Annotated in this window: 23 protein-coding genes and 1 pseudogene; 11 read left to right on the top strand and 13 right to left on the bottom strand. The window is 61.4% G+C overall.

Annotated features, from left to right (window positions below; all coding sequences use genetic code 11):
• Positions 1-63 precede the first annotated feature (63 nt).
• Positions 64-201: a hypothetical protein gene (locus tag J2S97_RS18315; RefSeq protein WP_307051365.1), complete on the bottom strand. Its 138-nt coding sequence runs from the start codon at positions 199-201 to the stop codon at positions 64-66.
• Between the two features lie 256 nt (positions 202-457).
• Positions 458-583, bottom strand: coding sequence for a hypothetical protein (locus J2S97_RS18310; protein WP_307051364.1), 126 nt, complete (start codon positions 581-583; stop codon positions 458-460).
• A 411-nt stretch (positions 584-994) separates the two neighbouring features.
• Between J2S97_RS18310 and J2S97_RS18305 the strand changes: the two genes are divergently transcribed.
• A complete protein-coding gene (locus J2S97_RS18305; RefSeq protein ID WP_307051363.1) occupies positions 995-1543 on the top strand; it encodes a hypothetical protein in 549 nt (182 codons plus the stop codon).
• Positions 1544-1639: 96 nt separating this feature from the next.
• On the opposite strand, the gene J2S97_RS18300 is transcribed toward J2S97_RS18305, so the two are convergent.
• The 4 genes from J2S97_RS18300 to J2S97_RS18285 form a co-directional block, all read right to left on the bottom strand.
• On the bottom strand, positions 1640-2209 hold the full coding sequence (locus tag J2S97_RS18300; protein WP_307051362.1) for a DUF6919 domain-containing protein: 570 nt from the start codon (positions 2207-2209) through the stop codon (positions 1640-1642).
• A gap of 633 nt (positions 2210-2842) precedes the next feature.
• Positions 2843-3037 carry an S-layer homology domain-containing protein gene (locus tag J2S97_RS18295; protein WP_307051361.1) on the bottom strand — a complete coding sequence of 65 codons (195 nt, stop codon included), beginning with the start codon at positions 3035-3037 and terminating at the stop codon, positions 2843-2845.
• 100 nt (positions 3038-3137) lie between these two features.
• Positions 3138-3473 carry an S-layer homology domain-containing protein gene (locus J2S97_RS18290; RefSeq protein ID WP_307051360.1) on the bottom strand — a complete coding sequence of 112 codons (336 nt, stop codon included), beginning with the start codon at positions 3471-3473 and terminating at the stop codon, positions 3138-3140.
• The gene (locus tag J2S97_RS18285) at positions 3428-5635 is read right to left on the bottom strand and encodes a S8 family serine peptidase (protein WP_307051359.1); all 2208 of its coding nucleotides are present in this window, start codon (positions 5633-5635) and stop codon (positions 3428-3430) included. The genes J2S97_RS18290 and J2S97_RS18285 overlap by 46 nt, the downstream gene beginning before the upstream one ends.
• Positions 5636-5836: 201 nt before the next feature.
• Between J2S97_RS18285 and J2S97_RS18280 the strand changes: the two genes are divergently transcribed.
• Positions 5837-6013, top strand: coding sequence for a hypothetical protein (locus tag J2S97_RS18280; protein ID WP_307051358.1), 177 nt, complete (start codon positions 5837-5839; stop codon positions 6011-6013).
• An 813-nt stretch (positions 6014-6826) separates the two neighbouring features.
• Positions 6827-7615, top strand: a complete 789-nt coding sequence (locus tag J2S97_RS18275) for a polyprenol monophosphomannose synthase (protein ID WP_307051357.1) — start codon at positions 6827-6829, stop codon at positions 7613-7615.
• 511 nt (positions 7616-8126) lie between these two features.
• Here J2S97_RS18275 and J2S97_RS18270 read toward each other — a convergent pair.
• A complete protein-coding gene (locus tag J2S97_RS18270; RefSeq protein ID WP_307051356.1) occupies positions 8127-8942 on the bottom strand; it encodes an MBL fold metallo-hydrolase in 816 nt (271 codons plus the stop codon).
• A gap of 183 nt (positions 8943-9125) precedes the next feature.
• Between J2S97_RS18270 and J2S97_RS18265 the strand changes: the two are divergent.
• Positions 9126-9752, top strand: a pseudogene (locus J2S97_RS18265) (TMEM175 family protein).
• A gap of 76 nt (positions 9753-9828) precedes the next feature.
• Here the strand turns inward: J2S97_RS18265 and J2S97_RS18260 are convergent.
• Positions 9829-10485: a TetR/AcrR family transcriptional regulator gene (locus J2S97_RS18260; RefSeq protein ID WP_307051355.1), complete on the bottom strand. Its 657-nt coding sequence runs from the start codon at positions 10483-10485 to the stop codon at positions 9829-9831.
• Between the two features lie 51 nt (positions 10486-10536).
• On the opposite strand from J2S97_RS18260, the gene J2S97_RS18255 reads away from it, so the two are divergent.
• Together J2S97_RS18255 and J2S97_RS18250 are read left to right on the top strand one after the other, a co-directional pair.
• Positions 10537-10761 (top strand): hypothetical protein, encoded by a 225-nt coding sequence (locus J2S97_RS18255; protein ID WP_307051354.1) that lies wholly within the window; start codon positions 10537-10539, stop codon positions 10759-10761.
• Positions 10758-11384: a DUF4386 domain-containing protein gene (locus J2S97_RS18250; protein ID WP_307051353.1), complete on the top strand. Its 627-nt coding sequence runs from the start codon at positions 10758-10760 to the stop codon at positions 11382-11384. Before J2S97_RS18255 ends, J2S97_RS18250 begins: the two co-directional genes overlap by 4 nt.
• Positions 11385-11754: 370 nt before the next feature.
• Here the strand turns inward: J2S97_RS18250 and J2S97_RS18245 are convergent, their stop codons facing one another.
• The 4 genes from J2S97_RS18245 to pdhA all read right to left on the bottom strand — a co-directional run bounded on the left by J2S97_RS18245 (position 11755) and on the right by pdhA (position 16824).
• Positions 11755-12801, bottom strand: a complete 1047-nt coding sequence (locus tag J2S97_RS18245; protein WP_307051352.1) for a hypothetical protein — start codon at positions 12799-12801, stop codon at positions 11755-11757.
• 153 nt (positions 12802-12954) lie between these two features.
• Complete coding sequence (locus J2S97_RS18240; RefSeq protein ID WP_307051351.1) at positions 12955-14460, bottom strand: dihydrolipoamide acetyltransferase family protein; 1506 nt, start codon at positions 14458-14460, stop codon at positions 12955-12957.
• A gap of 4 nt (positions 14461-14464) precedes the next feature.
• Positions 14465-15577, bottom strand: a complete 1113-nt coding sequence (locus J2S97_RS18235) for an alpha-ketoacid dehydrogenase subunit beta (RefSeq protein ID WP_307051350.1) — start codon at positions 15575-15577, stop codon at positions 14465-14467.
• A complete protein-coding gene (pdhA, locus tag J2S97_RS18230; RefSeq protein WP_307051349.1) occupies positions 15574-16824 on the bottom strand; it encodes a pyruvate dehydrogenase (acetyl-transferring) E1 component subunit alpha in 1251 nt (416 codons plus the stop codon). Before pdhA ends, J2S97_RS18235 begins: the two co-directional genes overlap by 4 nt.
• A 159-nt stretch (positions 16825-16983) precedes the next feature.
• On the opposite strand from pdhA, the gene J2S97_RS18225 reads away from it, so the two are divergent.
• The gene (locus J2S97_RS18225) at positions 16984-17448 is read left to right on the top strand and encodes an Lrp/AsnC family transcriptional regulator (RefSeq protein ID WP_305942003.1); all 465 of its coding nucleotides are present in this window, start codon (positions 16984-16986) and stop codon (positions 17446-17448) included.
• A 313-nt stretch (positions 17449-17761) separates the two neighbouring features.
• On the opposite strand, the gene J2S97_RS18220 is transcribed toward J2S97_RS18225, so the two are convergent.
• Positions 17762-19060 carry a glycosyltransferase 87 family protein gene (locus J2S97_RS18220; protein ID WP_307051348.1) on the bottom strand — a complete coding sequence of 433 codons (1299 nt, stop codon included), beginning with the start codon at positions 19058-19060 and terminating at the stop codon, positions 17762-17764.
• A gap of 958 nt (positions 19061-20018) precedes the next feature.
• Here J2S97_RS18220 and J2S97_RS24045 point away from each other — a divergent pair.
• From J2S97_RS24045 to J2S97_RS18205, 4 genes are all read left to right on the top strand, one after another.
• Complete coding sequence (locus J2S97_RS24045; RefSeq protein WP_373460587.1) at positions 20019-20570, top strand: acyltransferase; 552 nt, start codon at positions 20019-20021, stop codon at positions 20568-20570.
• A gap of 243 nt (positions 20571-20813) precedes the next feature.
• Positions 20814-22424 (top strand): polysaccharide biosynthesis tyrosine autokinase, encoded by a 1611-nt coding sequence (locus tag J2S97_RS18215; protein WP_444875935.1) that lies wholly within the window; start codon positions 20814-20816, stop codon positions 22422-22424.
• Positions 22425-22743: 319 nt separating this feature from the next.
• Positions 22744-23415: an alpha-1,2-fucosyltransferase gene (locus tag J2S97_RS18210; protein WP_307051346.1), complete on the top strand. Its 672-nt coding sequence runs from the start codon at positions 22744-22746 to the stop codon at positions 23413-23415.
• A 14-nt stretch (positions 23416-23429) separates the two neighbouring features.
• Positions 23430-24758: an oligosaccharide flippase family protein gene (locus J2S97_RS18205; RefSeq protein ID WP_307051345.1), complete on the top strand. Its 1329-nt coding sequence runs from the start codon at positions 23430-23432 to the stop codon at positions 24756-24758.
• Positions 24759-24769 lie beyond the last annotated feature (11 nt).

Raw genomic sequence — 24769 nt, 5'->3', positions numbered from 1 at the left:
GCAGCAGCACATAGCCCGGCCACTTGGGACCGGAGCGGTGCGGGTTGATGTCTACGTACGGCATTACGGACGGACCTTCAGAGGGGCTGGCTTTGCTGCGGCGCTGCGCTTGAGGCGGAGCAGCACGTACAGAGCGGTGAACGGGATAATCAGGGTTCCCATCAGCACGCACAGCGCGACGGCGAAATCAGTCAGAGCCACGGCCTTACCTCCAGGATGCGTCGTTGCATTCGAGGCCGCCCCGTTGGGCACTACTGAGTCTAGGGGCGGGCGACCGGCAACGAATTATGGACCTCTATCGAATTGCTCACACCATACTGGGGCTTTACCGGATTTGTCCAATCCTGTAATTCCCTCAACAAATGTTGTCAATTGGATGCCGGTTTTCACTGGAAGCCCAAATCTTTGGCTTACGGTCCAGGACGGGCAGAGCGCCTGCCCTGGATGCCCGTATGGCTCAGCGCCCCAGCGCCGTGACCACCACGATCAAGGTCGCCGTCGCCAACACTGCCAGTCCCACGTAGGCAAGCATCTGGAGGACGCCTCCGCAGCTCACGCCGCGAATCTCGTGCGTACTGCCCACTCATGCGTTCCTCCTAAACGATCGGCCGTCCCACACGATGCAGTGCGCGCTATAGGACGATGTTTCAGCAAAACCAAGTCACGCGTTTTGTGACGCTTGCGGTGCCCGCTGGTAGACGGTAACCGTCCCTTTGATTCACCTGACAGAGTGGCCAATTCGTGCTTTTTCATCGACGGACACTCGCAGCGGAGAGAACTCGGTTCCCGAAATACCTAGCGGCACCTACAGCCGGAGGAGCATACTTATACCGCCGCCCAAATCGATGGATGTTTATCCACCTGGGCGGCTCATTCACCGGCAGCGCCCATCGGGCCGGCCGGCATCCTGGCGAAGAATGGGGCATCTCGTTCCCATGCTTCGCGTCCCTTACCGAACAACAAATCTCGGGTCTCAGAGGGTTAGAAGAAAATGATGTCTCGCACCAAAACAGGAATGATGTCCATGGTCGCCGCTGCCGTTCTGGCTGTGGGGCTTGCACCTGGCGCCGTCGCCCACGGGGGTTCCAGCGGAGGATCAGGGCACCACGACTCGGACAAGAGTGACGACTGGCGCAAGAATTCCGAACAGCGCCGGCTGGTGAGGACGCTGCGGAATGTCACTGACGACTACCGCTGGCTGGATAACGCGATTGCGGACGGCTACGAGAAGGCCAGCGAATGCGTCGAGAAGGCAGACGGCAGCGGGGCCATGGGGTTCCACTACCTGAAGAAGGACCTGCTGGACGACAAGACGCAGGCCCGCAAGCCGGAAGTGCTCGTTTACATGCCCAACGAGCGCGGACGCTACAAGCTGGTGGCCATCGAGTTCATGTCGACGGCAACGGAGCGGCCGGAAATCGCCGGCCTGGACTTCGAGGATGGGCCGTTCCCTGGCACGTTTGCCCTGCACGCATGGGTGTGGAAGGACAATCCGGACGGCATGTTCGCGGCCTACAACCCCGACCATCGCTGCCCTAAATAAGCGGCCCCGCGGCAGCGGTCACAGGTCATAGGTGACGGTTGGCCGCACCCGGGGATAATTCCGGGGGCGGCCAATCTTTACAACGGCTGCGCGGCCTCAGGCCCTTGCGGTGATCAGGGCCTTCTGCAGCAGGGGAACCAGTTTGGTGTTCCTCCCCCAGACCGGGTCGAAAATCTGGAGTTCCCAGCACTCGGCCAGCGATTTGGCGAGTGTTTCATTGGTCCAGTCCGTGTATGTCTCGTGGGCGTAGGAGGGCCCGCCGGAACTTCCCAGCCACGTGAACTCCCTGGACCCGTCCAGGGTCACACAGATCTGCCCGCTGCCTCCTTCGCCCGGAGGGAACACCAGTACCACCAGGTCGGTTTCAACCAGCACTGCCGAAATGACGGCTGCTGACTGTTCCGTGCAGCGGCCGGTCACAAAGGCGCGCTGTCCGTTTCCGCCCGAGACGTCCATCCCGGGCTGCGAATCGTCCGTGAGGAAGCCGAGGCGGTTGATCGCGGCCAGGGCCTCGCTCATCGGTCCGTTCTCTCCGGCGTACTGCGGCGCCGTATAGCCGGGCACATAACTGAGGGATCCCTCGAGCCACCGTGCCGTCAGTTCACATGCGCCGTCGAGCGTGGTGCAATTTCGCCACGCATCTTCGTCGGGGACACCTTCAAACATGGGCTGTCTCCTTACGTTCCCCTAGTTGTCACAAGCCGAATGTATCACTGCTCACAGGGGTTCCAACCTGTCACTTGCGTAACAAGTCCGTGAGCGGGTGCGAAAAGCCGTGAGTGTGAAACCACCGTCAGGATCTGGTGGCGTAGCGGTGCATGAACGCGGCCATTTGATCCCGGAGGACGGACACCGACGGCCTGAAGGTCTGTGTCCCGTTGTTCTCGCTCCAGCTCGTGGCGATCCCCGCTTTCCAGACCCACGATCTCCTTATAGAAAGGTGTGCCCTGCGGGTACGTCCACGAAGGGCTGCTGCGCCAGGGGCACGAAATTGGGCGATCCTGCGTGGCGGTCAAGGAAGGCGGCCATCTCGTCGCGGCGGACGGCTTCGGCGGGCCGGAACGTCCGGGTGTGACAGCAGCAAGGATTATCCGGGAGGACGCGTGCCTCCTCAGCGCATCAAACATTTCGCATCCTATGGTCCGTGCTTTGCCCCCACAGGTCGCGGGACCGGAGAGCGTCGCCGCGTCCGCCTCAATTCTACCAAGGGGTTGTCTGATGCTCATAGGACTCATTGGTTATCATTCGTCACGAGTGGGTGATGGCACCCGTTATCCACCTGCCCTCTCCGCCGCGGTGTCAGCGCTGCATGTCGTAGCGGTACATGAACGCGGCCATCTGGTCCCGAAGGATCGACGCGGCCGGCCTGAAGGTCTGCGTCCCGTCCTCTTCCTTCCAGCCGTTAGTGATTCCGTTCTTGGCCAGCCACGAGATCTCCTTGTAGAAGTTGTGAGTGGTGGGGATATCCGCGAACGGCGACTGCGTTTCCGGCACGTACGACGGAGATCCTGGGTGGAGGTAAAGGTGGTGGCGGTAGATAAAGGCCTCCATCTGGTCCCGGTTGACGGTGGACGCCGGGCGGAACGTCCAGGTGTCATCCGTTTCCTTCCAGCCCTGGCTGATCTTTGCACTCGACCCAAGAAATCTCCCGGTAGAACCTGTGGTTGGTGGGCACGTCGACAAACGGCGACTCGGCCGGCGGGTCAAAGTCAGGGCTGTCCGCCAACCGGTACAGGAAGGCCGCCATCTGGTCGCGGTTGACCTGCTGGGCCGGCCGGAAGGTGCGGGTGCCGTCCGCTTCCGTCCATCCCTCCGTGATTCCTTTCAGGGCCAGCCAGGAAATCTCCTGGTGGAAGGCTGACCCTGCGTTGACGTCGTGGAAGATCACGGGGTCAAAGAAGAAGATCCAGGACGTAGCTTTCCTTGCCACCACGGTGTAGCCGGGGGTGGCCCTGCGGTCACCGTGACGGTCCCGGAGCCCGGGTAGGTTCCCGCCGATATCACTTTGCCGCCCACCAAGTACTCCACGCCCACCGTCGAGGGCACCGTGTAGCTGTCCTTGGGAGTGCCGATCTTGTCTGTGAACTGGACCGGCGCCGGAACTACCCCTGTGGCTACCGGCTCGGTTGCGGTGCTGGTCTGCTCCACCGTGATGTAGGCGTCCTTCGTGCCCGTGACGCGGACAGTCAGGGCATGCCCTTTGTCATCTGCAGTTGCGGTGTAGGTCGCGGCGGTGGCACCGGGGATCGTGTTGCCGGACCGCAGCCACTGGTAGGACAGTGCCACCGGTGCCGGCTGCCAAGATCCTGCGAACGCTGTCAGGGTACCGCCCACGATGGCCTGCCCGGAGATCCTGGGTTCATACGGCGGGACCACCGGGGCAGCCTCCACGGAAGCCGTCGGCGCCGAGGTGACGGACACGCTCTGGCCAAAGAAGCGGCTGCCGGTGGCGGTGACCGTCAGTGTTGTCCCGACGTCGGCCGTTTGCGGCAGGTAGGTCGTTGCCTGCGCTCCCTGGATGGGGGCGCCGTTGCGGTTCCACTGGTAGGAAAAGGTGACGTCGCTGGGCGTCCAGTTGATGGCGTGGGCGGAGAGGTCTTGCCCGACGGCTGCCTTGCCGCCGATGATGGGTGCGACTCCCTTGATCTCGCGGTCGGGCTGGAAGTTGAGTGCTGCTGTCCCGTTCAGGAGGCCGCTGCCGCACGTCGTGTTGGCACACGCCAACCCGTTCTTCGTGGATGTCGCTTTGAGCCGCGCTTCCACGTTGGTTGGCGTGGCCAGGTCCCCCAGCCGGGACATCAGGAGCGCGGCGAGTCCTGCGGCATGCGGGGCGGCCAGGGAGGTGCCGCTGGAGTAGGCGTAGGTTTCGGCACCGGGAACCTGGGTGCCCGCGTTGAAGGTCACCAGGATTCCGTCCGAGGACGCCTGGCTCCGGTCCCCGCACGGGGCCGCCACATCGACGGCTGGTCCGTAGTTGGAGTACGGTGCCAGATTGCCCGTGCGGGTGAGGGCGGCGACAGAGATGACGTTCTGGCAGTTGGACGGACTGGTCTCGGCAGCCGGCCGGTTTTCGTTGCCGGCCGCGGCGATCACTGCCGCCCCGGAATCGTAAGCGAAGTTGACGGCACTTTGGAAGGTTGCGGGGCAGGGCACGTCACCGCCGAGGCTCAGGTTGATGACGCGGGCGGGGTTGGGGTTCGCCGGCAGTCCGGCGATGGACCCGCCCGCGGCCCAGACGATGCCGTCCGCGATATCGGACATATATCCGCCGCACGGACCCATTGCACGGACGGGGAGGATCTTCGCCTCGGGGGCGACACCGGTGATGCCGCTTCCGTTGTTGGCGGCCGAGGCAATAACGCCCGCGACCTGGGTGCCGTGCCAGGAGGAAGGGCTGGCGGGGACGCCGTCACCGCACATGCCGGCCGGGGTCCAATCGCCTTCGTCGCGCGGGTTGGCGTCGCGGCCGCTGGAGTCCCTGGAGTAGGCGGGATCGGACATCATGTCGTAGCCGGGGAGCACGTTGGCATTCAGTTCCGAGTGGCTGGTGATCCCTGTGTCCACCACGGCCACCACTACACCGGCGCCCCTGTTGAGTGACCACGCGTCGGGCATGTTCATCGTGCCGGCCGCGCCGCCGGACTGCAGTCCCCACTGCAGCGGGTAGTACGGGTCGTTCGGCGCCGCTGTCGGGTACATCCTGGCGTCCGGCTCGGCGTATTCAACGGCGGGGTCCGCCCGCAGGGCGGCCAGCGCCTTTTCGGATTCACGGCTATCGAGCGTGCGTTCGGCGCGAACGACGCGGGCGCCCGCAGAGGTCCCGCGGACGTCGGTCACGGGGACACCCACATTCCGGGCCACTTTGCCGACGGACTCTGTCAGGGCCGAACCGGCGGTGGCGTTGTCCTTGAACTTCACGATGAACTGGTCGGTGGCGGCATCGGGACCCGCATGCTGCCCGGCGGGCGGAGCAGCCAGCAGCTCCGGCGCATCGGCGGCGGCCGGGAGCGAAACCACCGAGCCGCAGACCAGTGCAAGGACAGCTGGAATCAGGAGGCGGGCGGACAGATGTGTGCGCAGGGCATGAAACATCGCGAGATCCTAGGGGCCAGGCGTCGACCCCCCCAGGAGCCGGACCGCGGGAAATAGAGACCGAGAAAGCCGCGTCAAGGATGAGTGTAACAACGACTTTACGAATTGCCAGACCCCTGATACCCACACCGCTCACTGGTGTTGCGGTATGACCGGGTAAGCTTGCGTACCGCCCGTCAAGGACGGGACAAAAGGCGACTATTGCCGCCACCATCCAAGCTGGACACCACCACGGCGGCCACCGACTTCATCCAGCAGGGCCTCGGTGCGACGAAGCTGACCAGCTGGTTCCGTAAGCTGCTCTCGAACCCGGCGAACGGCAAGATCGCGTTCGTGCCGCAGCGAAGTGGGCTTCGACAAGGAGCCCGAAGAACATGAAAAGCAGCACTCCAGAAACAGCGACGACAACGTAAAGCACCCAGGATAAGTCGCGCTTCGAATCGCAGGCCTTGAGTGGTATCAACGTCAATACGACGCCGACGGCAGCAGCCAGTGCATAGGACCGCGACTCCATGCCCAGACCATACGCGGCACCACCGCCAGGACGCTGCCGGCTGCCAACAGCCTGACTGCCTAGTCGCTGGCCGATGAGGACATTGCCAGCGCAGGCGACGGCTGCTTCCAGCGCCGAAGGAAGGCTTAGCTATACCTCGGCGTAGCTGAAGAGAGCTGTCCAACCTTGCGTGAGCAGGAATATAAAAGCCATATACGGCATCAACCGATTGCAGCAGATCGAGTACTCCTGAGGCGACCTTCGGGCAGCCGATATCGTCGCAGTCTCGTGCCAGAGCGAGGGAATCCATGAGCCAACAAAAGCGGTGAGTCACCCCATTCCTCCCACCAGTGTGGCGCCTCGGTAACCCCGCCAGTTGCTGCGTCGACGGTCACGCATGGGCCCAGTCGGCAACGCCAAAGCGCTCTTCCAGTTCCCCCAAATATCCTTAGTTATGACCGTGCCCGTCGCTCGGCTGTTTCCTAAGTCCCAGGTCCATCTGGAGTCAGCGGTTCGAGCACGTCAAAGCTGATCATAGGTGATGAGGGTCGCCTTGAAAGTATTATTACCGGCCACGGGCATCGACAACTACGCACACGGGAAGCCCTATGCTTGGGGAGATTGCGTAATGACGCGCCCGACTGCGCGCGGCGCCGTAAGCGCGATAGCCAATCACATCCAAGGAAAGGTCTCCCCCTGTGCGTGTGCTCACCATCATTCCTACCTATAACGAGCTGGAGTCTCTTCCCGTCACTTTGGCGCGTCTTCGTGCCGCGGTGCCAGCAGCGGACGTCCTTGTTGTTGACGACAACAGCCCCGACGGCACCGGTCAGCTGGCAGACGACATCGCATCCGGAGACAGCCAGGTTCACGTTCTGCACCGAAAGGGAAAGGAAGGGCTGGGAGCCGCCTACATTGCAGGCTTCCGGTGGGGCCTGAATGCCGGATACGACGTTTTGGTGGAAATGGACGCCGACGGTTCGCATCAGCCCGAGCAGTTGACGCTCTTGTTGGGCGCCGTTGAACAGGGCGCTGATTTGGCCTTGGGCTCGCGCTGGGTGCGCGGTGGAAGCGTGGTAAACTGGCCGCTCCACCGGCAGGCCATATCCCGGATGGGCAGTACGTATGCGCGTATCATGCTGGGCCTCAAGATCAAGGACGTAACCGGCGGGTACCGAGCCTTCCGCCGGTCCACGCTTGAAAAGCTGAACCTTGACGAGGTGGACTCGGTCGGTTACGGCTTCCAAGTCGATTTGGCCTGGCGGGTAGCCAAGTTGGACCTTCGTATCGAGGAACGTCCCATCACTTTCGTGGAGCGCGAGCTAGGCTCTTCAAAAATGAGCGGCAGTATCGTCATTGAGGCCATGATCAACGTGACGAAGTGGGGTCTGGCCGCACGCTGGGACAAGCTCGCTCGTCGCACCGCCAAGAGGCCAGATGCCGAGCCCGCATCCTCACAGGGTGAGTATGACCGGACTGACCACTAGCTTCAGCGGGTGACTGCCATCCAAACAACGATGGCCGTCACCGTGGCCAGAGATGCGAGAATGACGTAGGCAAGGAGACGATTCCTGCGTGCCCGCACGCTGCGTTCGCCGTGCCGGTGAGATTCGCTGGCAAATTGTTTTCCAATGCGGACGACCATACTCATCCCACCTGTACGGCAACTCAGGACTCCATCAAGACTGGCTCAAGATATGCCCTAGTAAGACTGGTTCAGTTCCCGCTCGGAGGCGTCGCCGCGAACGTTCCGCGTCAGGCCGGGTCGAAACCGTGGGAATTCCTGACCCACGATCGGAACACGTCGAATCCGGAGTACTTGGCTTGGTTCTAGACCTGACGATTATCAAAATGGACTTCGGGCTAGTCCTTTTGCATTCTCCTCAGTACCCCGAATCCACTCCTTGCTACCCGTGTTCATAGCTTGCCGGCCTCATGAAGCAACTGTCGGGGCTGACCCGGTTTTGCTCGAATTGAACCGTCGAGGGGAGGCGTCTTTTAGTGGTGCGCCCGCGTCTCCTGCAGGCGCTTGATGAACCAGCGGGACTGCTCCGGCCCGTACGGCAGCACCGGGATCGCCTTGGTGGCGTCGCTCGGGGTGTCGCGGATGGACTGGATTGCCTGGCGCACGGCGGTGGACATGGTGTTAGCCATGGTCTTCACGAACTGGTCGCTGCAGGGTTCGCCGTGACCCGGGATGAGGAATTCGTAGCGGTGGCGCAGTGCGGACACGTGCCGCAGGGCGTCGGCCCATTCCTCCGGGAAGGCGTCCTCGAACGACGGGTGCGAACCCTGCTCGACCAAGTCTCCGGCGTACAGGGTGGCGGAGGTTCCCACCAGCAGGTCGCCGTCGGTGTGGCCGCGGCCAAGGTAGAACAGCGTGACGGTCTGGCCGCCGAGGTCCACCAGGACCGGCTGGTCCTTCACGATCGCGTTCGGGACCACCAGCTCTGCGTCGGCGCCTTCGCCGGCGGCCATTTCGGGTTCCAGCGTGGCGACCATGCGGCGCTGCCCGTCCCCGTTTTCCTCAATCTCGCGCGCGCAGTTCTCGTGCGCATAGAACTCCGTGACGCCGTCGTCCGCGAAGACGGCGTTACCGAAGAAATGGTCATAGTGGGCGTGGGTGTTCACCACCACCAGCGGCAGCTGTGTCTTTTCGCGCACGGCGGCCAGGATTTCCCGGCCCTGCCGGGGCCCGCAGCCGGTGTCGATCACCATGGCCCGTTCAGCGCCGACTATGAGTCCGGTATTGAGCTTCGAGCCTTCGGTGGTCAGCACATAGTTGCCCTGGCCGACCTCCATCCATCGCGACATTCTGTTCTCCGTATTCATGCGTTCCGGCGATCCTAGGCCTCGATTCTACCCACGCCGAGCTGGGGGAAGCCTGATGAACAGCACGCGGCGGCTGACCAAAAGTGCGGCCATCGCCATGTTCAGCGCAGGCGAGTAACCTGTGCCGCACTTCGGTTGCCCGGCCGAGGACGCGGAGGTGCCCGCATGGAATCCGGAACGTCCCTGGAGCGGATGGTGTTTTTCAGCGACGCTGTCTTTGCCGTCGCCCTGACCCTGCTGGCCCTGGACCTGAAACTGCCCGAGGGAATCGCCGCGGCACAGCTGGACGGCGCGCTGTTTGACGCCTAGCCGGAGCTCGTCGCCTACGCGCTGTCGTTTGTGATCATCGCCAAAACCTGGCTGTCGCACCATTCGGATTTCGCCCTGATCCGCGATTTCAATCCGACGCTGGCATGGCTGAACCTGGCCCTGCTGTTCTTCATCGCCATGCTCCCGGCTCCCACGTCCGTCCTCAGCGAATACGGGGACGATCCCACCCCATGGCCCAGCATTCTGTACGCCGCCAACATCGGCGCAATCTACCTGCTGCTCGCGGGGATCTGGAGCTACGCCCGGCATGCGAAACTCATGGATCCGGGAATGGGGGGCCATGTCCATCGGCGGGTATTCACTGCCCGCATTGCCGTGCCGGTCGTCTTCCTGCTCAGCATCCAGGCCGCATTCTTTCTGAACGCGTACACGCCGCTGCTGTGGCTGCTCCTGCTGCCGGCTTCATTGCTGTCACGCTGGATGCCCGCCCGGTCCCAGCCTCGGGCACAGGCGGACGGCTAACCTCGGCTGTCGGATTCGATCCCGGCGAGCAGATGCCTCAGGTTCCGCTCGTAATGCTTTTCACTGCCGAAACGGTTCATGGGTCGGCCACCACCGCGGTGAGCGGAAACTCCGGCGGCGCCGGCGGCAGCTGCACCGCTCCCCCGCCGCTGGCCGCCTCAGCTGCCTCGCGGGCCAGGACGAAGGACGACCAGCCGTAGTTCAGTGCCACTATTCCGCTGAAGGCGGCGACCGCGGCGTCCCCCGTGATGCCCGCACCCTGGAGGATGCGCAGCCCGGCTTCGCCGATGGGCAGGGCGTTCACTCCCGGATAGGGGTGTACTATCAGCGCGGTGACCGCCCACGGATGTTCGCGCAGCATCTGGCGGTGGTTCCGCGCGAACGCCGCCAGGTCGTCCGGCCAGTCAGCAGTTTCCGGTGGAGCCGCGAACCGCCCGAGGACCCGGTTGAGCAGTGCGTCCACCAGCTCGTCCTTGGTGGCGAAGTAGCGGTACAGGGACATGGGCGCGGCCTCCAGGGCAACCGCGATGGCACGAACGGTCAGCGACTCGAACCCGGTTGCCGCCACGTGCTCCGCGGCGTCCAGGATGGCGTCAACGGTAAGCGAGTTCCGGGCGCGGCGGCTGCGGGGTTTCGCCACAGTCCTCGGGATCGGCGCCGGCAGCGCTCTGGCGGCCGTCGCCACCTGGGCAGGAACCACGACGCCGGCACTCGTCATGTCGGGGCTGGTCACCGGCGCAGCTCAGGGGGTCGCGTTGCGTAGAGACCGGCGCGTCACGGCGCTGTGGACGGTAACCGTAAGCATCAGCTGGGCCATCGGCTGGCGGTCAATGCGAATGTAATCGTCGACGCCGAGAACGGCTACGTCGCGTTCGGTTCCAGTGGCGCGCTGGTGACCATGGCTGCTACCGGGCTGATGCTGCGGCGCCTCCTCGGGCCCGCTATCCAGCGTCGGGCCGAGAGCGCTCCTGCCGCGGCGGCCTCTGCGTCCGGGAAGCCCGTCCTGTGAACGCCACCGTCGCAGCGGCCGTCCTGCTGATCCTGCTCCCGGTTGCCTTCAATACAGCCTTCGCAGCGCTGGCCCCAAAGCTCGACTACCCGGACATCCTCCGCCGCCCCACCAGTGAAGTGCTGGAACGCTTCCGGCAGGGCGGCTCGGCGCTCGTCCTGCTCTGGTGGGCGTTCGCCATGACGGCCGTCCTGCTGGCCCCGCTGGCAGTGCTGCTGGCAGGTGTCCTGCAAGGTGCGGATGTCCTGCTGCTCAGTCTGGGCTCAACCGTCGGCGTCCTGGCTGCGGTGGTGCAGTTCCTTGGCTTGATCCGCTGGCCGTTCCTGGTGCCGTATCTGGCCCGGGCGGCAGGAGAGCCGGACGCCTCCGACGCGCGGAAGGAAGCGGTGGACGTCGTCTTCCAGTCGTTCAACCCGTACCTAGGCGTAGCGGTGGGCGAGCATCTCGGCTACCTGTTCACGGGGCCGTGGAGCGTCCTGGCCGGGGCCGCGATCACACAGAGCGGCGCAGTACCGGCATGGCTGGGCATTGTGGGCATTGTGGTGGGCGCCGTGCTGCGGTCTGCTCGATGGAGTTCGTTGGCCCCTTCGAGCGCCACGGTTGGAAAGTGGCTGCTGCACTGACCCCCGTCACGTACATCGCATGGTCGCCGTGGCTGGTGGCGACGGGCGTGGCAATGCTGTTGTGACCTTATGGTGCGCCTTTTGTTCCACTGCGGTAACCCAGGAGAAACCTATGACTGCTTATGATCTGTCTATGGCTACTCTGTCTATGGCTACTAAACAGCACAAGACCTTTTGCGCCGCATGCGGCGTCACGACAAACCACGTCACATCGTATGGATCCCCCGAAAGCGGCAATGGCACCTCAGTGGTTAGCGTCAGGTGTGCGGAGCACTCGGACTTGCATACATAGCTGGTGTCGTTCTCCGCTGCCGCCCTCACTTAGCAAAGAGGCGGGCCCGGCTGCCTGAGCTGCCCGCGCGAGGTTCGTTCACAACGGTATCCAGCCCCGGGATTCGAGAATTCCCCGAATGAGGTGGCTCGGAGTCTGGTCCTCGGCGCCAAAGATCTGCAAAGCCATCGTCCCAACGGTAGTGCCGAATGCTCCTGCGCCTTTCAGAGCAGGATAGATTCTTCGTTCCCACAGGGATGGCCGCATCTGTTCAGCGAGATGCTTCAGATCGTGGAGAGCCCACCTGCGCAGAACAGTCTCGTAGGCGGCAATTTGCATAATTTCAACCGCCGGGCCGAAGGCACGGCTGCTATGGTGCCAAAGCAAATCCTCGGCCCCTCCAATTGAAGCGGCTACGTTTCTCCGTGCAGATCGTTCGCCCTCCTTCGAGAGGGGTGAACCGTGGACCCGGCCACGTCGGCGCGTGACATCCAGAACCTGCGCAGCGCGTCCCATTGACTTAGTGATGTCCTTGCACGCCAGCTTCTCCTGGCGGTTCTTGGGCGCCTCGAACATTTCGGCGCCATGCAACTCCAAATTCTCCCAAGCGTGGCGAAGGTTTGAAACCGAATAAGCGAACGGGGCACAGACCCGGTATACAAGCCCGGCAAAGTACAGAGCGATGGCGAACAGCCCAACGACGACCACTCCGCCGACTACAACCACGGCCAGAGAATTGAAGGTTGCTGCTTGCCAGGAATCGGCTCCGACGACGTAGCCCGTGATCAGGGCGCCGATCACCGCAGCAACGAGTACATTCAGGGCGAAAGTGACGAGGATGAACACGAAGCCTAGATAGGTGAAAAACGTATTGGTGCTTTTGGCCCTTTTGAGTCCCTGATGCAACTGACGGCCGAACGCTTCGGCGTTAGTGCCCCATTCCCCAATTAGTCGGTTGAGCCGGACTTCCGTCGATTCGTCCGAGGTCGTGCGGTGTAAGTTAGCTCGTCGGAGTTTCTCCTCCGAAAGCCAAACCCTTAGCCGGTGGGCCTTCAGCCCGTATTGTCGGCACACGGAAACCTGGGTCATGCCACCGTCGAGCACAGCTGAGACGGCCTTTCGCCGTACGTCTTCGTCGACCTCCATCACAGCACTCCTGACCCATAGTGCTAACCGATAGAAACCACTATGCACCTTTTGCATTCGCCGTGGCCACAGATCAGACACAAGCGTCACGGAGGCCGCCAGAAGGGCCAATCCGGAAATGGAGCTATTGGACGCCGCTACCGAAGCCCTGGCCTACATATCCGCCAGCGCCGTTCCGGGGTTCTCGATCGCATCAGCCACGTAGCGCAGGAACCCACCTGCTGTTCCCCCGTCGCAGACGCGGTGATCAAATGTCAGCGTCAGTTCAGTAACCTTACGGACCGCCAGCTCGCCGTTGACCACCCACGGCCTGTCGATGATCCGGCCAACGCCGAGAATTCCCACCTCCGGGTGGTTAATGATCGCGGCAGAGCCGTCCACCCCGAACACCCCATAGTTGTTCAGGGTGAAAGTCCCGCTGCCGAGTTCCGAAGGCGTCGCCCTTCCCTCACGGACAACCACGGATAGCCGTCGGATTTCGGCATCCAGTTCACGGGCACTCATCTTGTCCGCATGGCGCACGGATGGCACCATCAGTCCGCGGTCCGTCTGCGCCGCGAAGCCCAGGTTGACGCCGTCGAACGCGACGATCTCCTGGCTCTCCCCGCCCGCGGCGTCCTCCGTGGTGACAATCCGGGTGTTAAGCTCCGGATACTTCTTCAATCCGGCGGTGACAAACCGCGCGATGAAAGCCAGCAAACCGGGAGTGTTGTGCGGGTCCGCTTTCTTCAAGGCCGCACGCATCTCCACGAGAGCCGTGGCGTCCACGTCGACCCATACCGTCGCCTCCGGAATCTCGGAGCGGCTGCGGGTCATGTTGGCGGCAACAGCCTTGCGAACGCCCCGGACCGGCGTCCGGGCGGTGATGCCGAGACCTGTGCGGGAGTCGATCTCCGCGCCGGTTTCGATAGGCTCAACCACAGAACGCGTCTCAGACAACGGGCGCCGCGCTTCGGCAGGCTCAGCGACCCGATGCGGCTCTACCGCAGGGGCGGGAGCGATCGCCGCCTCGACATCCTTGCGCATGATCAGCCCGCTTGCACCCGACCCCTGGAGTCCCCCCAAATCAACTCCATGGTCACGAGCCATCCTGCGGACCAGCGGCGAAATCACCGCACCGAGTTTGCCTGGAACACGGGTGCGCAGAAGCAGGAGGTCATCGGCCGCCTTCTCCGCATCGCTGACCTTGGTTGCGACGGCACCAGTCTCGGCGTCCCCGTCAACCGGCGGCTTACGTGCGCGAGTGCGCCGGGCGACGCCGTGTCCTCCTGGTGTTCCATATCCGATGAGGACGTTGCCAGAGCCGGCCTTCTCCTCATCACGATAAGTTTCTGCCGCGACAGATGCGGAAGGCTCGGTTTCGACAGACTCCACTACCGGGGTCTTGGAATCGGCAGGCTCAGCAACCGGGGAGCCGATGGGCGTGACCGAGATCAGCGGCTTCCCGACGTCAAGGGTCTGGCCCGGTTCCCCGTGAAGCACGGCAACGGTACCGGCGTACGGCGATGGGACCTCCACCATGGATTTCGCGGTCTCAACTTCGGCGATGGGCTGGTCGACGCGGATTTCGTCGCCCACGGCCACGAGCCAGTTCACCAGTTCGGCTTCCGTGAGGCCTTCGCCCAGGTCCGGCAGCAGGAACACTTTCGTTTCGCTCATCTGATCAGTCTTCCCACTGGAGGTCGTCAACGGCGTCGAGGATGCGGTCCACGCCGGGCAGGTAATAGTGTTCAAGCTTCGGTGCCGGGTAGGGCACGTCGAATCCGGTGACGCGGCGGATCGGCGCGGCCAGGTAGTGGAAGCAACGCTCCTGCACCCTTGCGACGATCTCCGAAGACACCGATGCGAAGCCATGGGCCTCAGCGATGACCACGGCACGGCCGGTCTTGCGGACCGACGCGCAGACGGTCTCGTCGTCGAACGGCACAATGGAGCGGATATCGATTACTTCCAGCGAGCGGCCCTCCTCTGCCGCCGCGGCAGCGGCGGCCAGCGCGGTCGGCACGGACGGGCCGTAGGCGATCAGTGTGGCATCGGTGCCGGGACGGGCGACGGCGGCGCGGCCTTCCGAGGAAGTCCCCCGCTCGGCGTTCGCGGCGTGCTCGGCGCGGAGCCCTTCAAGGTCCACCAAGTCCTTGGACCAGTAAAGCTTCTTCGGCTCCATAAGCATCACCGGGTCGTCGGAGTCGATGGCTTCGCGGAGCATGCGGTAGCCGTCGGCCACGGTGGCCGGGGTGAAGACCTTCAGGCCGGCGGTGTGGGCGTAGTAGGACTCGGAGGAGTCGCAGTGGTGCTCCACTCCCCCGATGCCGCCGGCGTACGGGACGCGGATGACGATGGGCAGCTTGACCGCGCCCTTGGTCCGGTTGTGCATCTTGGCCACGTGGCTGACGATCTGCTCGAAGGCCGGGTAGGCGAAAGCGTCGAACTGCATTTCGATCACCGGGCGCATGCCGTTCATGGCCATCCCCACGGCCATGCCGACGATGCCGGACTCGGCCAGCGGGGTGTCGAAGCAGCGGGACTCACCGAAAGTCTTGGTGAGGCCGTCCGTGATCCGGAAGACGCCGCCGAGCATTCCGACGTCCTCGCCGAACACCAGCACGGAGGAGTCGGCGTGCATGGCGTCGGCCATGGCGGTGTTCAGTGCCTTCGCCATCGTGATCATCTGTGGACCGGTTGATTCGGCGGTGGCGGCCGCCTTGGCGGCGGCGCGGGCAGTTGCCGCACTGACGTTGCCGTTGACCTCGGAGGAGGTGGTGACAGTGGGGCTCATTTTGCGGCCTCCGTATCGGATGATGCGCCGGCGCCGGCGTCGCGGGCCAGTTCGTCGGCAAGCAGGGCGGACTGTTCCTTCAGCTGCGGGGTGGGGGTGGAGAAAACGTAGCGGAACAGATCCTGCGGGTCGACCGGGACGTCCTCACCTAGGCCTTCACGAAGCTGCGTGGCAACTTGCTCCGCTTTCTCCGCGATCCGCGCGGCGCCGTCGTCGTCCAGCAGTCCGCGGTCCGTTAGATAGGTCTGCATCCGCTTCAGCGGATCCCTGGCCACCCACTGGGCCACTTCGCTGTCCTGGCGGTAGCGGGTAGCGTCATCGGCGTTGGTGTGCGCCTGCATGCGGTAGGTGTGGGCCTCCACCAGGAGCGGGCCGGAGCCTTCGCGGGCCAGCTTGACCGCCCGGCCCAAAACGGCGAGCAGGGCGACGACGTCGTTGCCGTCCACACGTTCGCCGGCCATACCGTAGCCCACGGCTTTGTGCGCGAGCGAGGGCGCCACGGACTGGTGGGCCAGCGGCACCGAAATGGCGTACTGGTTGTTCTGCACGAAAAAGACGACAGGAAGGTGGAAAACGGCCGCGAAGTTCAGGGCCTCGTGGAAGTCGCCTTCGCTGGTGGCGCCGTCGCCGCACATGGCCAGGACCACGGTGTCCTCGCCGCGGAGCTTCGCGGCGTGGGCAACACCGACGGCGTGAAGCAGCTGGGTGGTGAGCGGTGTGCACTGGATGCCCACCTTGTGTTTGGTGGGGTCGTAGCCGCTGTGCCAGTCCCCGCGGAAAAGGGTCATGGTCTGGACAGGGTCCACACCGCGGGCCATAACGGCCACGGAGTCGCGGTACGTGGGGAAGATCCAGTCGCCGTCGGCGAGGCTGAGCGCGGCTGCCACCTGGCATGCCTCCTGGCCGTGGCTGGAGGGGTAGACAGCCATGCGGCCCTGACGGACCAGGGCGGAGTTCTGGTCATTGACGCGGCGGCCGACGACAAGCTGCTCGTAGGCAGCCAGCAGTTCGGCGTCGCCGGGCAGCGCGTATTCGTGGCCGGGCTGGGCGCCCTGCTCGGTGTGGGGGTTCAGGGTGCCGTCCTGGTCCACCATCTGGATCTGGTGGCGGGCCGGCAGCATGTAGTCCTCCACCGTGATGCCGAACTTGCGTACAGCCTCAGCGGCGGCGCCTTCAGTCACACGGTTCTCGGCCGGCTGTTCCGGCGCGTCCTGCCCGAGGGCGGTGTGGTCCGCGGAGATCGTCATTGGTCCGTCCTTCTGTAGCCACTATTCGTTTCCAGTATCGCCCTGAAGGAATATTCGTATCCAGTCCCGCGCAGAATCGTGGAGAAGTAGGGAATTCTGGCCTAGTCTGAAAGACGAATCGTAAGTGTGAGCTGGGTAACCGACTGGAGTTGTGGACAAATGGCAGGGACAGAAGCGGACCAGGTGGCGGTGCCGCTGGATGACGTGGACCGGAACATCATCGCGGAGCTGACCCGGGACGGGCGGATGTCCGTCACTCAGGTGGCGGAGAACGTCCATATCTCACGGGCGCACGCCTATACGCGGATCGCGAGGCTGACCGGCGAGGGCGTGCTGACCAAGTTCACTGCGCTTGTTGATCCTATTAAGGCGGGGCTCAAATCCTCCGCCTACGTGACGCTTAAGGTGCGGCAGCATTCGTGGCGCGAACTCCGCGAGCTCCTGCGTGCCATCCCGGAGGTGCACCACATCGCCCTGGTGGGTGGGGATTTCGACGTCATCCTGCTGGTGCGGGCGGTGGACAACGTGGACCTGCGACGGGTGATCTTCGACCAACTACAATCCATGCCTGGGGTGCTAGATACGCAGACGTTTTTGGTTTTTGAGGACGTGGATACGAGGTAATTTGGCCTTTGGCGCGGCTGCTCCCAGCACCCGCGGCTTCCATCAACCCGTCATCGAAACTAGCAGCGGTCTGCAAATGTCGCGCCGCCGCTGCAGTAAGTGCGTTACATAAAGTGGAGCTCTGGAAGCCAGTCCACGACATTCCTAGACGTTCCATCGACCGGATGACCGATGGCTTAGCTGTTTCCCCGTGCCGCATGAACAAGGGGGCCCTCGCTCACTGATGCACTCCCTTCGCAACATTTCGGGACACAGGACGGCGGTAACGATGACACACTAGCTCGGACCACCGTAAAGGAAGAGCAAGTTCAGGTCAGGCACTTTCGTTGAATGCTGCGGACTGCCGTACGGTGGCGCCCGGGCGCCGCGAGGCGTCGCGCCCGGAACACGTGGGCGACAAAGCAAACCAGCCGAGGATAAGCATGCCCCCGAACATGCCGAGTTCAGCTGCCACTTCCGATAATGTCGAGACGCCTACCAAGCGGTTCTCAGTGCCTGTTAGTTGAGCGGCCAGCGCCGACCCTAATGCAAACCCTCCGACCGTGAAGAGGGTCAGTACCCCTGCCCAAGATCTAGCAAATTCGCGCAGATGAAATGAGCGTGGTCTGGCCAGCGACCAACTGCCCATCACAGCGGGAATTATGACTGCCAGCCACACCCAATGGTGATCCCACGAAACTGGGGAAACTAGCAGCATTACCAATGCTGTGGCGGACACTGCAACCCACTGATTATCCGATTCCCGCTGGCGGTGGATAGCAAGTGCTCCCAGACTAATTGCCGCCACAGCCCCTATGACCCAAAGTGCAGTAGAAGTTCCATCATCAATCCTAAACCGAGCTACAAACCCGCGGATTGAAACATTTTCGTACATCAGAAGTGAGCCGACTCGGTTCGTGTCGAGAAGGGAAGATAACCAGTACTGAACTGAATACGAGGGCGTGAGTACCCACATCAGCGTTACGGTCGCGAGAAAGGTTCCCAGCATTCGCGCTGCACTCTTGAAGTCTTTTCTGATCACAAAGTAAAGCAGGAAGGTCAGCGGCGTGAGCTTGATTCCAGCGGCGATTCCCGTGAGGATACCTTGGGGCAGGAAAGCCTTTGAATGGCCCCGTGTTGGCCGAATGAGGTCCAGGACGACCAACACCATCAGCAGTGGGTTGATCTGGCCGACAGACAGAGTCACGCGCCAAGGCCCGAGCATGAGTACCAAGCCAGTGATCAACCCGACGGTCAATAGGAATTGCCCCCGAGTGTGCTCACTTCGCAGCACCCTGCAATAGACTAAAAATCGAGTAATAAGCGTGCCTAGTGTGCACGCCATCGCCAAACTCAATAGTGCTTGGCTGATCTTTACCAACTCAAACGGCAAGAAGGCCATCGGGGAAAAGAGTGCGGCCGCGAATGGAGGATAAGTGAACGCCATCCCGCCATTCAAGGTCTCTTGCAGCCCTCGGGCGTATAGATCATCACCGTTTACAAACGCCCTGGCCCCGGCCCAGTAGACCCTCAGATCGAGCCCGTTCTCCCAGGCCTTTCTCAATAAGTAGGCCGAGATAACGAGTGGGACAACTATGCGAACAATGTCCCATAACTGAATCTTCGGCTTCAAATTTCCCCCATTAGTTTTTCAATACCCGCGCCAACATTATAGGAGTGAGCAGGCAGATTCATACGCACGTGCCGTGCTCTACTTACAAGGACCTCCAGCAGCCTCACCAAGCCGGCGGTCCGACCCCTCGATCACGACCGTTTGTCCTAGCCCTGGTGCACTGCCAGAAATACGTCGATGCCGGCTCGTCAAGGCGCCGGAAGATGAAAGCCGGAACGTCGCAGTGGTTCTTTCCACAAGAACGTGTAACACACGTCCGTATGCACCGACCATCGGGAGTTGCACTTCGCACCTTAACATACCAAGAGTTTGCACGCCGAACCCGCGAACGGGGACTCGCTCAGGATGACATCGGAGGGGCAATCGCCAGGTCCATCGCGGATTGGTCCGTCCCGATCAGATGTCAGGAGGGAGACATCAACGTACGAGATGCTAGCCCGGGCAATCTTGGCGATCGCCGGTGGACGGCGTGAGTGGAGCCGGCCAGGGAAGGTAGCGGCTGTAGATGCTAGATCGGCTAACTTCATACACGGAGTGACAACTCCTTAGACCCGGAACGCCGAAGGAATAGGCTCGGATGACCGACCAGTGCTGGCTTAGTGCCGGATTCAGAATAGACGTGACAAATACGGCAGACGAGCAGTGACCGGAAACCCATCCCTGACCCAGTCAAGAGCGATCGGCGCGATGGGTAGGGCGGAGCCCCACCCAAGTACAGTGCCGGCGCCATGCGTTTCCCGCACGCTCGGGGGCCGTGTTGGTCCTTTGCTGGTGCGCGCAAAGGAGGGTGGAGTCGAGTTCGCCGGACACTCGCGGCGGCCAGCAGTCTCGCGTGTATTCTGAGGCGAACCGTCGGCAACACTTCCGCCCGCTCAGCCAAGCACGCCAACCGAATGCAACAGTAAGGATCGGCAAGCTGAGCGGGCTTGGGCCCACGTCAAAGCGCGCTGCGTTGGTCATGTACGTTGTTCATGGACCGCGGAGGAGCCCGCAGGTAATGGATAGGTTGATTCGTATGGGTGTATTGACGGAAAAGATTGCAGGCCGACTTCGGGGCTTGGTACCGAGGACGAACGTTCAGCACGCACCGAGATTTCGGCTGGGACCTAACGCGACGTTTGAAGGTCCCGTATCTATTGGTCGAGATGTCTTCGTCTCGCGAAACGCCGACATCCTGGGTCCCGTGACGATTGGAAACAACGTATTCATCAGCCGTGACTGCTACATAAGAAAAGAAACCACCATTGCAGACAAAGTCTCTATTGGCCCATTTGTTCGCATCATTACGGATGGCCACGAAATAGGATTCCCAGAGCAGCGGGCAGGAGATAGCAGGGTGGAACCAATCAGCATAGGCGAAGGCACTTGGATTGGCGCATCCGTGACTATTCTGGGGGGGGTAACCATTGGGGCCGGCAGCGTCATTGCAGCAGGAAGTTTAGTTCGATCAAATGTGGCACCCAACACACTTGTTGGTGGCGTTCCAGCGCGGTTCATCCGGAGCCTCTGAAAAGAACAAGATCTGTCCGATGCGAAAACCAGCATGCGCAACGGTGGTCAGGTCCAACTTTCGGGTGCAGCACCGCCTTAGCGCCGGGGGACGCTAACGCGTTGGATTCAGCCTTCGACCCGCCCATCTATGGGTCATGCATACACAGCCCGGATTGATGATATCTGACCTTGCACTCCCCGAAACACTGTGCCGGAACTCTCGAGATCATGCGCCGGGTACAATTGGCTAAACGCACCAACGTTGCTGACTGCTGGCAGGCCGTCTGGCTGCCCGAAGCAAACGACTCAGGGGGACCCCGGTTTGGACATACGCGATTACTTGCGCCTATTACGCCGCAATTGGATGCTGATTGTAGCGGCGACGCTAGCCGGGCTACTTCTTGGTGGAGCGACCTCTACGCTTGTGAAGCCCACTTATACATCTAAGACTCAGTTGTTTGTTTCGCTCCAAAACTCGGGGTCAGTGAGCGAACTCCAGCAGGGAAACACTTTCAGCCAAGCGCGGGTGCAGTCATACGTGCGGACGGTCACGGCGCCCGTTGTTCTCCGGCCAGCAATTGAAAGCCTCGGTCTCGATCTGACGCCAGATCAGCTAGCTGGCCGCGTGACCGCCAGCACAGAGCTCAACACGGTCCTGATCAACATCTCAGTTGTAGACCAGTCCCCGGTTCAGGCTGCCGCAATTGCACAGGCCGTTGCTAACAGCCTGATAAAAGCCGTTGATTTCCTGGAAAAACCGAAGAACAGCGACTCGTCTCCCGTGAGCCTCTCCGTCATCATGCCAGCGGTGGCCCCCGATTCCCCCTCTGCACCGAACACTCAACTCAACCTTGTGCTCGGGCTGCTCATTGGCCTAGCTGTAGGCATCGGGGGTGCCATCCTCCGCACTGCGTTGGACAATCGGATCCGCACCGAAGATGATCTACGTCAGGTAACAGATGCCTCCCTTCTCGGTGGCATCGCCTTCGATCAAGATGCGACTAAAAAACCGCTTTTGACACAAGCCGCACCACAGAGCCCTAGGGCAGAATCTTTCCGGCAAATTCGGACCAATCTTCAGTTCGCGAACGTATCCGGCCATGCTAAGTCCGTTCTAGTGACGTCATCATTACCCGGAGAGGGGAAGAGCACGACGGCTACAAACCTGGCGATAGCACTTGCGCAAGCCGGTCAAACTGTGTGCCTTGTGGACGCCGACCTTCGCCGACCGATGGTTAGTGAATACCTTGGGCTCGACAGTGGCGCAGGCCTGACTACAGCACTCGTTGGGCAAGCGGACGTCAACGACCTGCTGCAGCCTTGGGGCGAAGATGACCTGTACGTACTGGCCTCCGGCAGGATTCCCCCAAATCCAAGCGAATTGCTCGGATCCGAGGTAATGAAGAATCTGATCTCTCGCCTAGAGCATGCCTTTGATACGGTCATCATCGATGCTCCTCCGCTATTGCCGGTCACGGACGCTGCCGTGCTCGCCCAACACGTCGGGGGCGTGGTTGTAGTCGTCGGTACGCAATCGGTTCGGCGGCAAGATCTGGAAAAGTCACTGGGAGCCCTGCAGATGGTTGAAGCCGAAGTGCTCGGCGTGGTCATGAACCGACTGCCGGCCAAAGGGGGCGACGCTTATGCATACTCCTACACCTCAGAGCTCGCAGATGGGACCAAGAGCACGCGAGCCGCTGGAAAGGCTCTGTTCCATCGAACCCCGCTCTCAGCAGATGCCCGCTACCGGAATGGCAAGGCCCAGGACGCAGGCACTGACGACCCGGGTTTGACGGACCTATTCGGCAACGCCCTCAGCCCGGACTCCCGGCCACCGAACAAGTTCCCTGCTGACCGATTCACGCGCGGCTAGCACATCCGTTTGAGGGCTCAGCGCCCCATCGTTCTTTAGTGAGGCACCTTGGTTTTCGATCAGCGATCGAAATCCACCGAAGATTTTACTTGAGATCAACATGAGCTACTACTGCGCTGGCTCATAGTTACCTAGATAGAAGGCCACAGATTTGAATCGTTTGAAAGAATCTACGACGCTTTGGCTACAAGGTGGTTTGGGCAATCAACTATTTCAGTTGAATGCGGGTCGCCACATGGCTAACGAAGCCGCTACTCCATTTCTGATATCAGCTGCGAGTTTTCGGAGAAACCGCTTGCGCGATCTTAGTCTCCACGGCTTGAGTGAAACATTGCAATTCACTTCAGCTTGGGAGAATTTTATAATTGGTCCTCCTCACAATCGTCGTGGAGTCTTACGGCACCGACTCGGCCCTCTTAATCTCAGTGTCACTCAATTCATCTCGACAAATCTTGGCCCTGGTCAAGTTTTGATAGGGTACTTTCAGGATGAAGCGAGCCTTTCGTTAGACACCTGGTCAGTACGAGCACCGCTTATAGAACTGCGAAAACTACTCGAATCGTCGCGTCTTGCCGAGATGATAAAAGACCGTCCAGTGGCGCATGTTCGCCGTGGAGACTACTTGACGGCTCCAGCAGCGGTTCACACATTCGGTTCCATTCGACCCGCCTACTACCATGAGGCCTTCGAGCAGCTAAACTCACGCACCCAAGATGCCGTTTTCTTCACAGATGACCCTGCCTATGTGATGGATACGTTCCGCGTCAGGCCCGAACAAGTCGTAGGGCCAGGTCAAACGAGCACTGACTTGGAAAGCCTTCTATTCATGTCCCTGGGGAAAGCCTTGGTGATTCCCAATAGCACTTTTTCTTGGTGGGCCGCTGAACTCATGGAGAACCAAAATACGATCATTGCTCCCCAGGAATGGTTTAGAGACGACCGGAGTGAGTTTACTTTGGCGCGTAGTTCCTGGAAAAAACTCCCGAACTAGAAGCGAGAATCTTAATGAGGGATTTCTTGCGGCTAGTAAGAAAGTTCGGCTGGCTGCCCGCATCACAGGCATGCGTATTTATTCTGTCAACGTCGGGCTTTGCAGTGTTAGCCCACATATTGGGGCCGACCGAGTTTGCGCGCTTCGCCACGGTTATTTTACTCTTTTCGGTCTCTGCCCTTGTAACTGATCTGTCGCCACAAAGTTACACGCTGGTCCATGGACCTACTGCCGACGTCATTAAAACCGCAAGACGCCTTGCAACGATTTCTGGATTACTAGGAGTATCGTTCATGTCGTTCGCCGTGTTGGCTGCCGCATCCCTCATTCCTGGCGGGCCTTTGTCAGCAATCGAATTTGCTTTCCTAGTAATTGCCCTGATTGCTCAGATTGGAATGCAGGTGCAGCGTGCGGTTCTCGTTTCCAAGGCACGTTTTGGCGCCATCGCATTGAGCGACGTGGGCTCAACGCTTGTGGGCATTGCGATGGCACTGATCCTGGCCGTAAGCCCATTCGAAGAACTAGCTCTAGCTGGCCAACTAGGTGCGACAGCCGTGGCCAAAGTCCTAGGCATTTGGCTCGCTTCCAGGGAAATTGCCCAGCCCCCCCAAACGGACAATGCACGTCGGCTCTGGCCAGCTGTTCGCTATGGACTCCGGGTGGTTCCTTTGAACATCGCGTCGTACCTCGGGCGAGCGCTTGATTCCGGGATTCTTCCATCACTCGTTCCGGCTGCGGCTGCCGCAGGATACGCCCGAAGTTACCAGATCGCAGTCGTGCCCATCACGCAACTGCAGCTCTCGCTTGGCCCCGCTATCCTGAACCATCTATCTAATGCAAAGCGCGAAAACCTGACTGACCGAGAGCCGCCAAACAAGGCTTTGTGGATGTGGATGTCGAGAATCATCTTCATATCAGCTCTTAGCATTTGCGCTTCCGCGATGGTAATTGAAGTGGTCATCTTCGGCCCGAAGTGGCCCATGGTCCACGTCACCATTGTGGCCATGGCAAGTTGCCTGCCTGGTATCGCAATGGCAAGCTACGGGTCCTTGACTCTTCAGTTAAACGGAGGGCGGCGCAGGACAGTCGCTCACTTCTGCACCGTTGTCGGGACACCAATCGCCGTGATTCTTGCCGCAGCTCTCGGATCTTTTGCCGAAGCGGTGTCAACTCTGGTGGTTGTTGGCGGACTCGTTCAGCCTTTGTTATTGTCACTAGTTCATAACAAGGAATTCTCTGCTCCCATCAAGACAGCCGTCACGGTCGCCGGCCAATGGTTTGCGCTTGCCGCAATATTCTACTTTGTCGCGCAGTCTTCGTCTTTTTGGACGACAACTTACTAGGACTGCGGTCG

This window comes from Arthrobacter oryzae (assembly GCF_030812315.1).
GTDB classification, from domain to species: Bacteria; Actinomycetota; Actinomycetes; order Actinomycetales; family Micrococcaceae; genus Arthrobacter; species Arthrobacter oryzae_B.
This window is presented reverse-complemented; position numbering and strand designations above follow the sequence as displayed.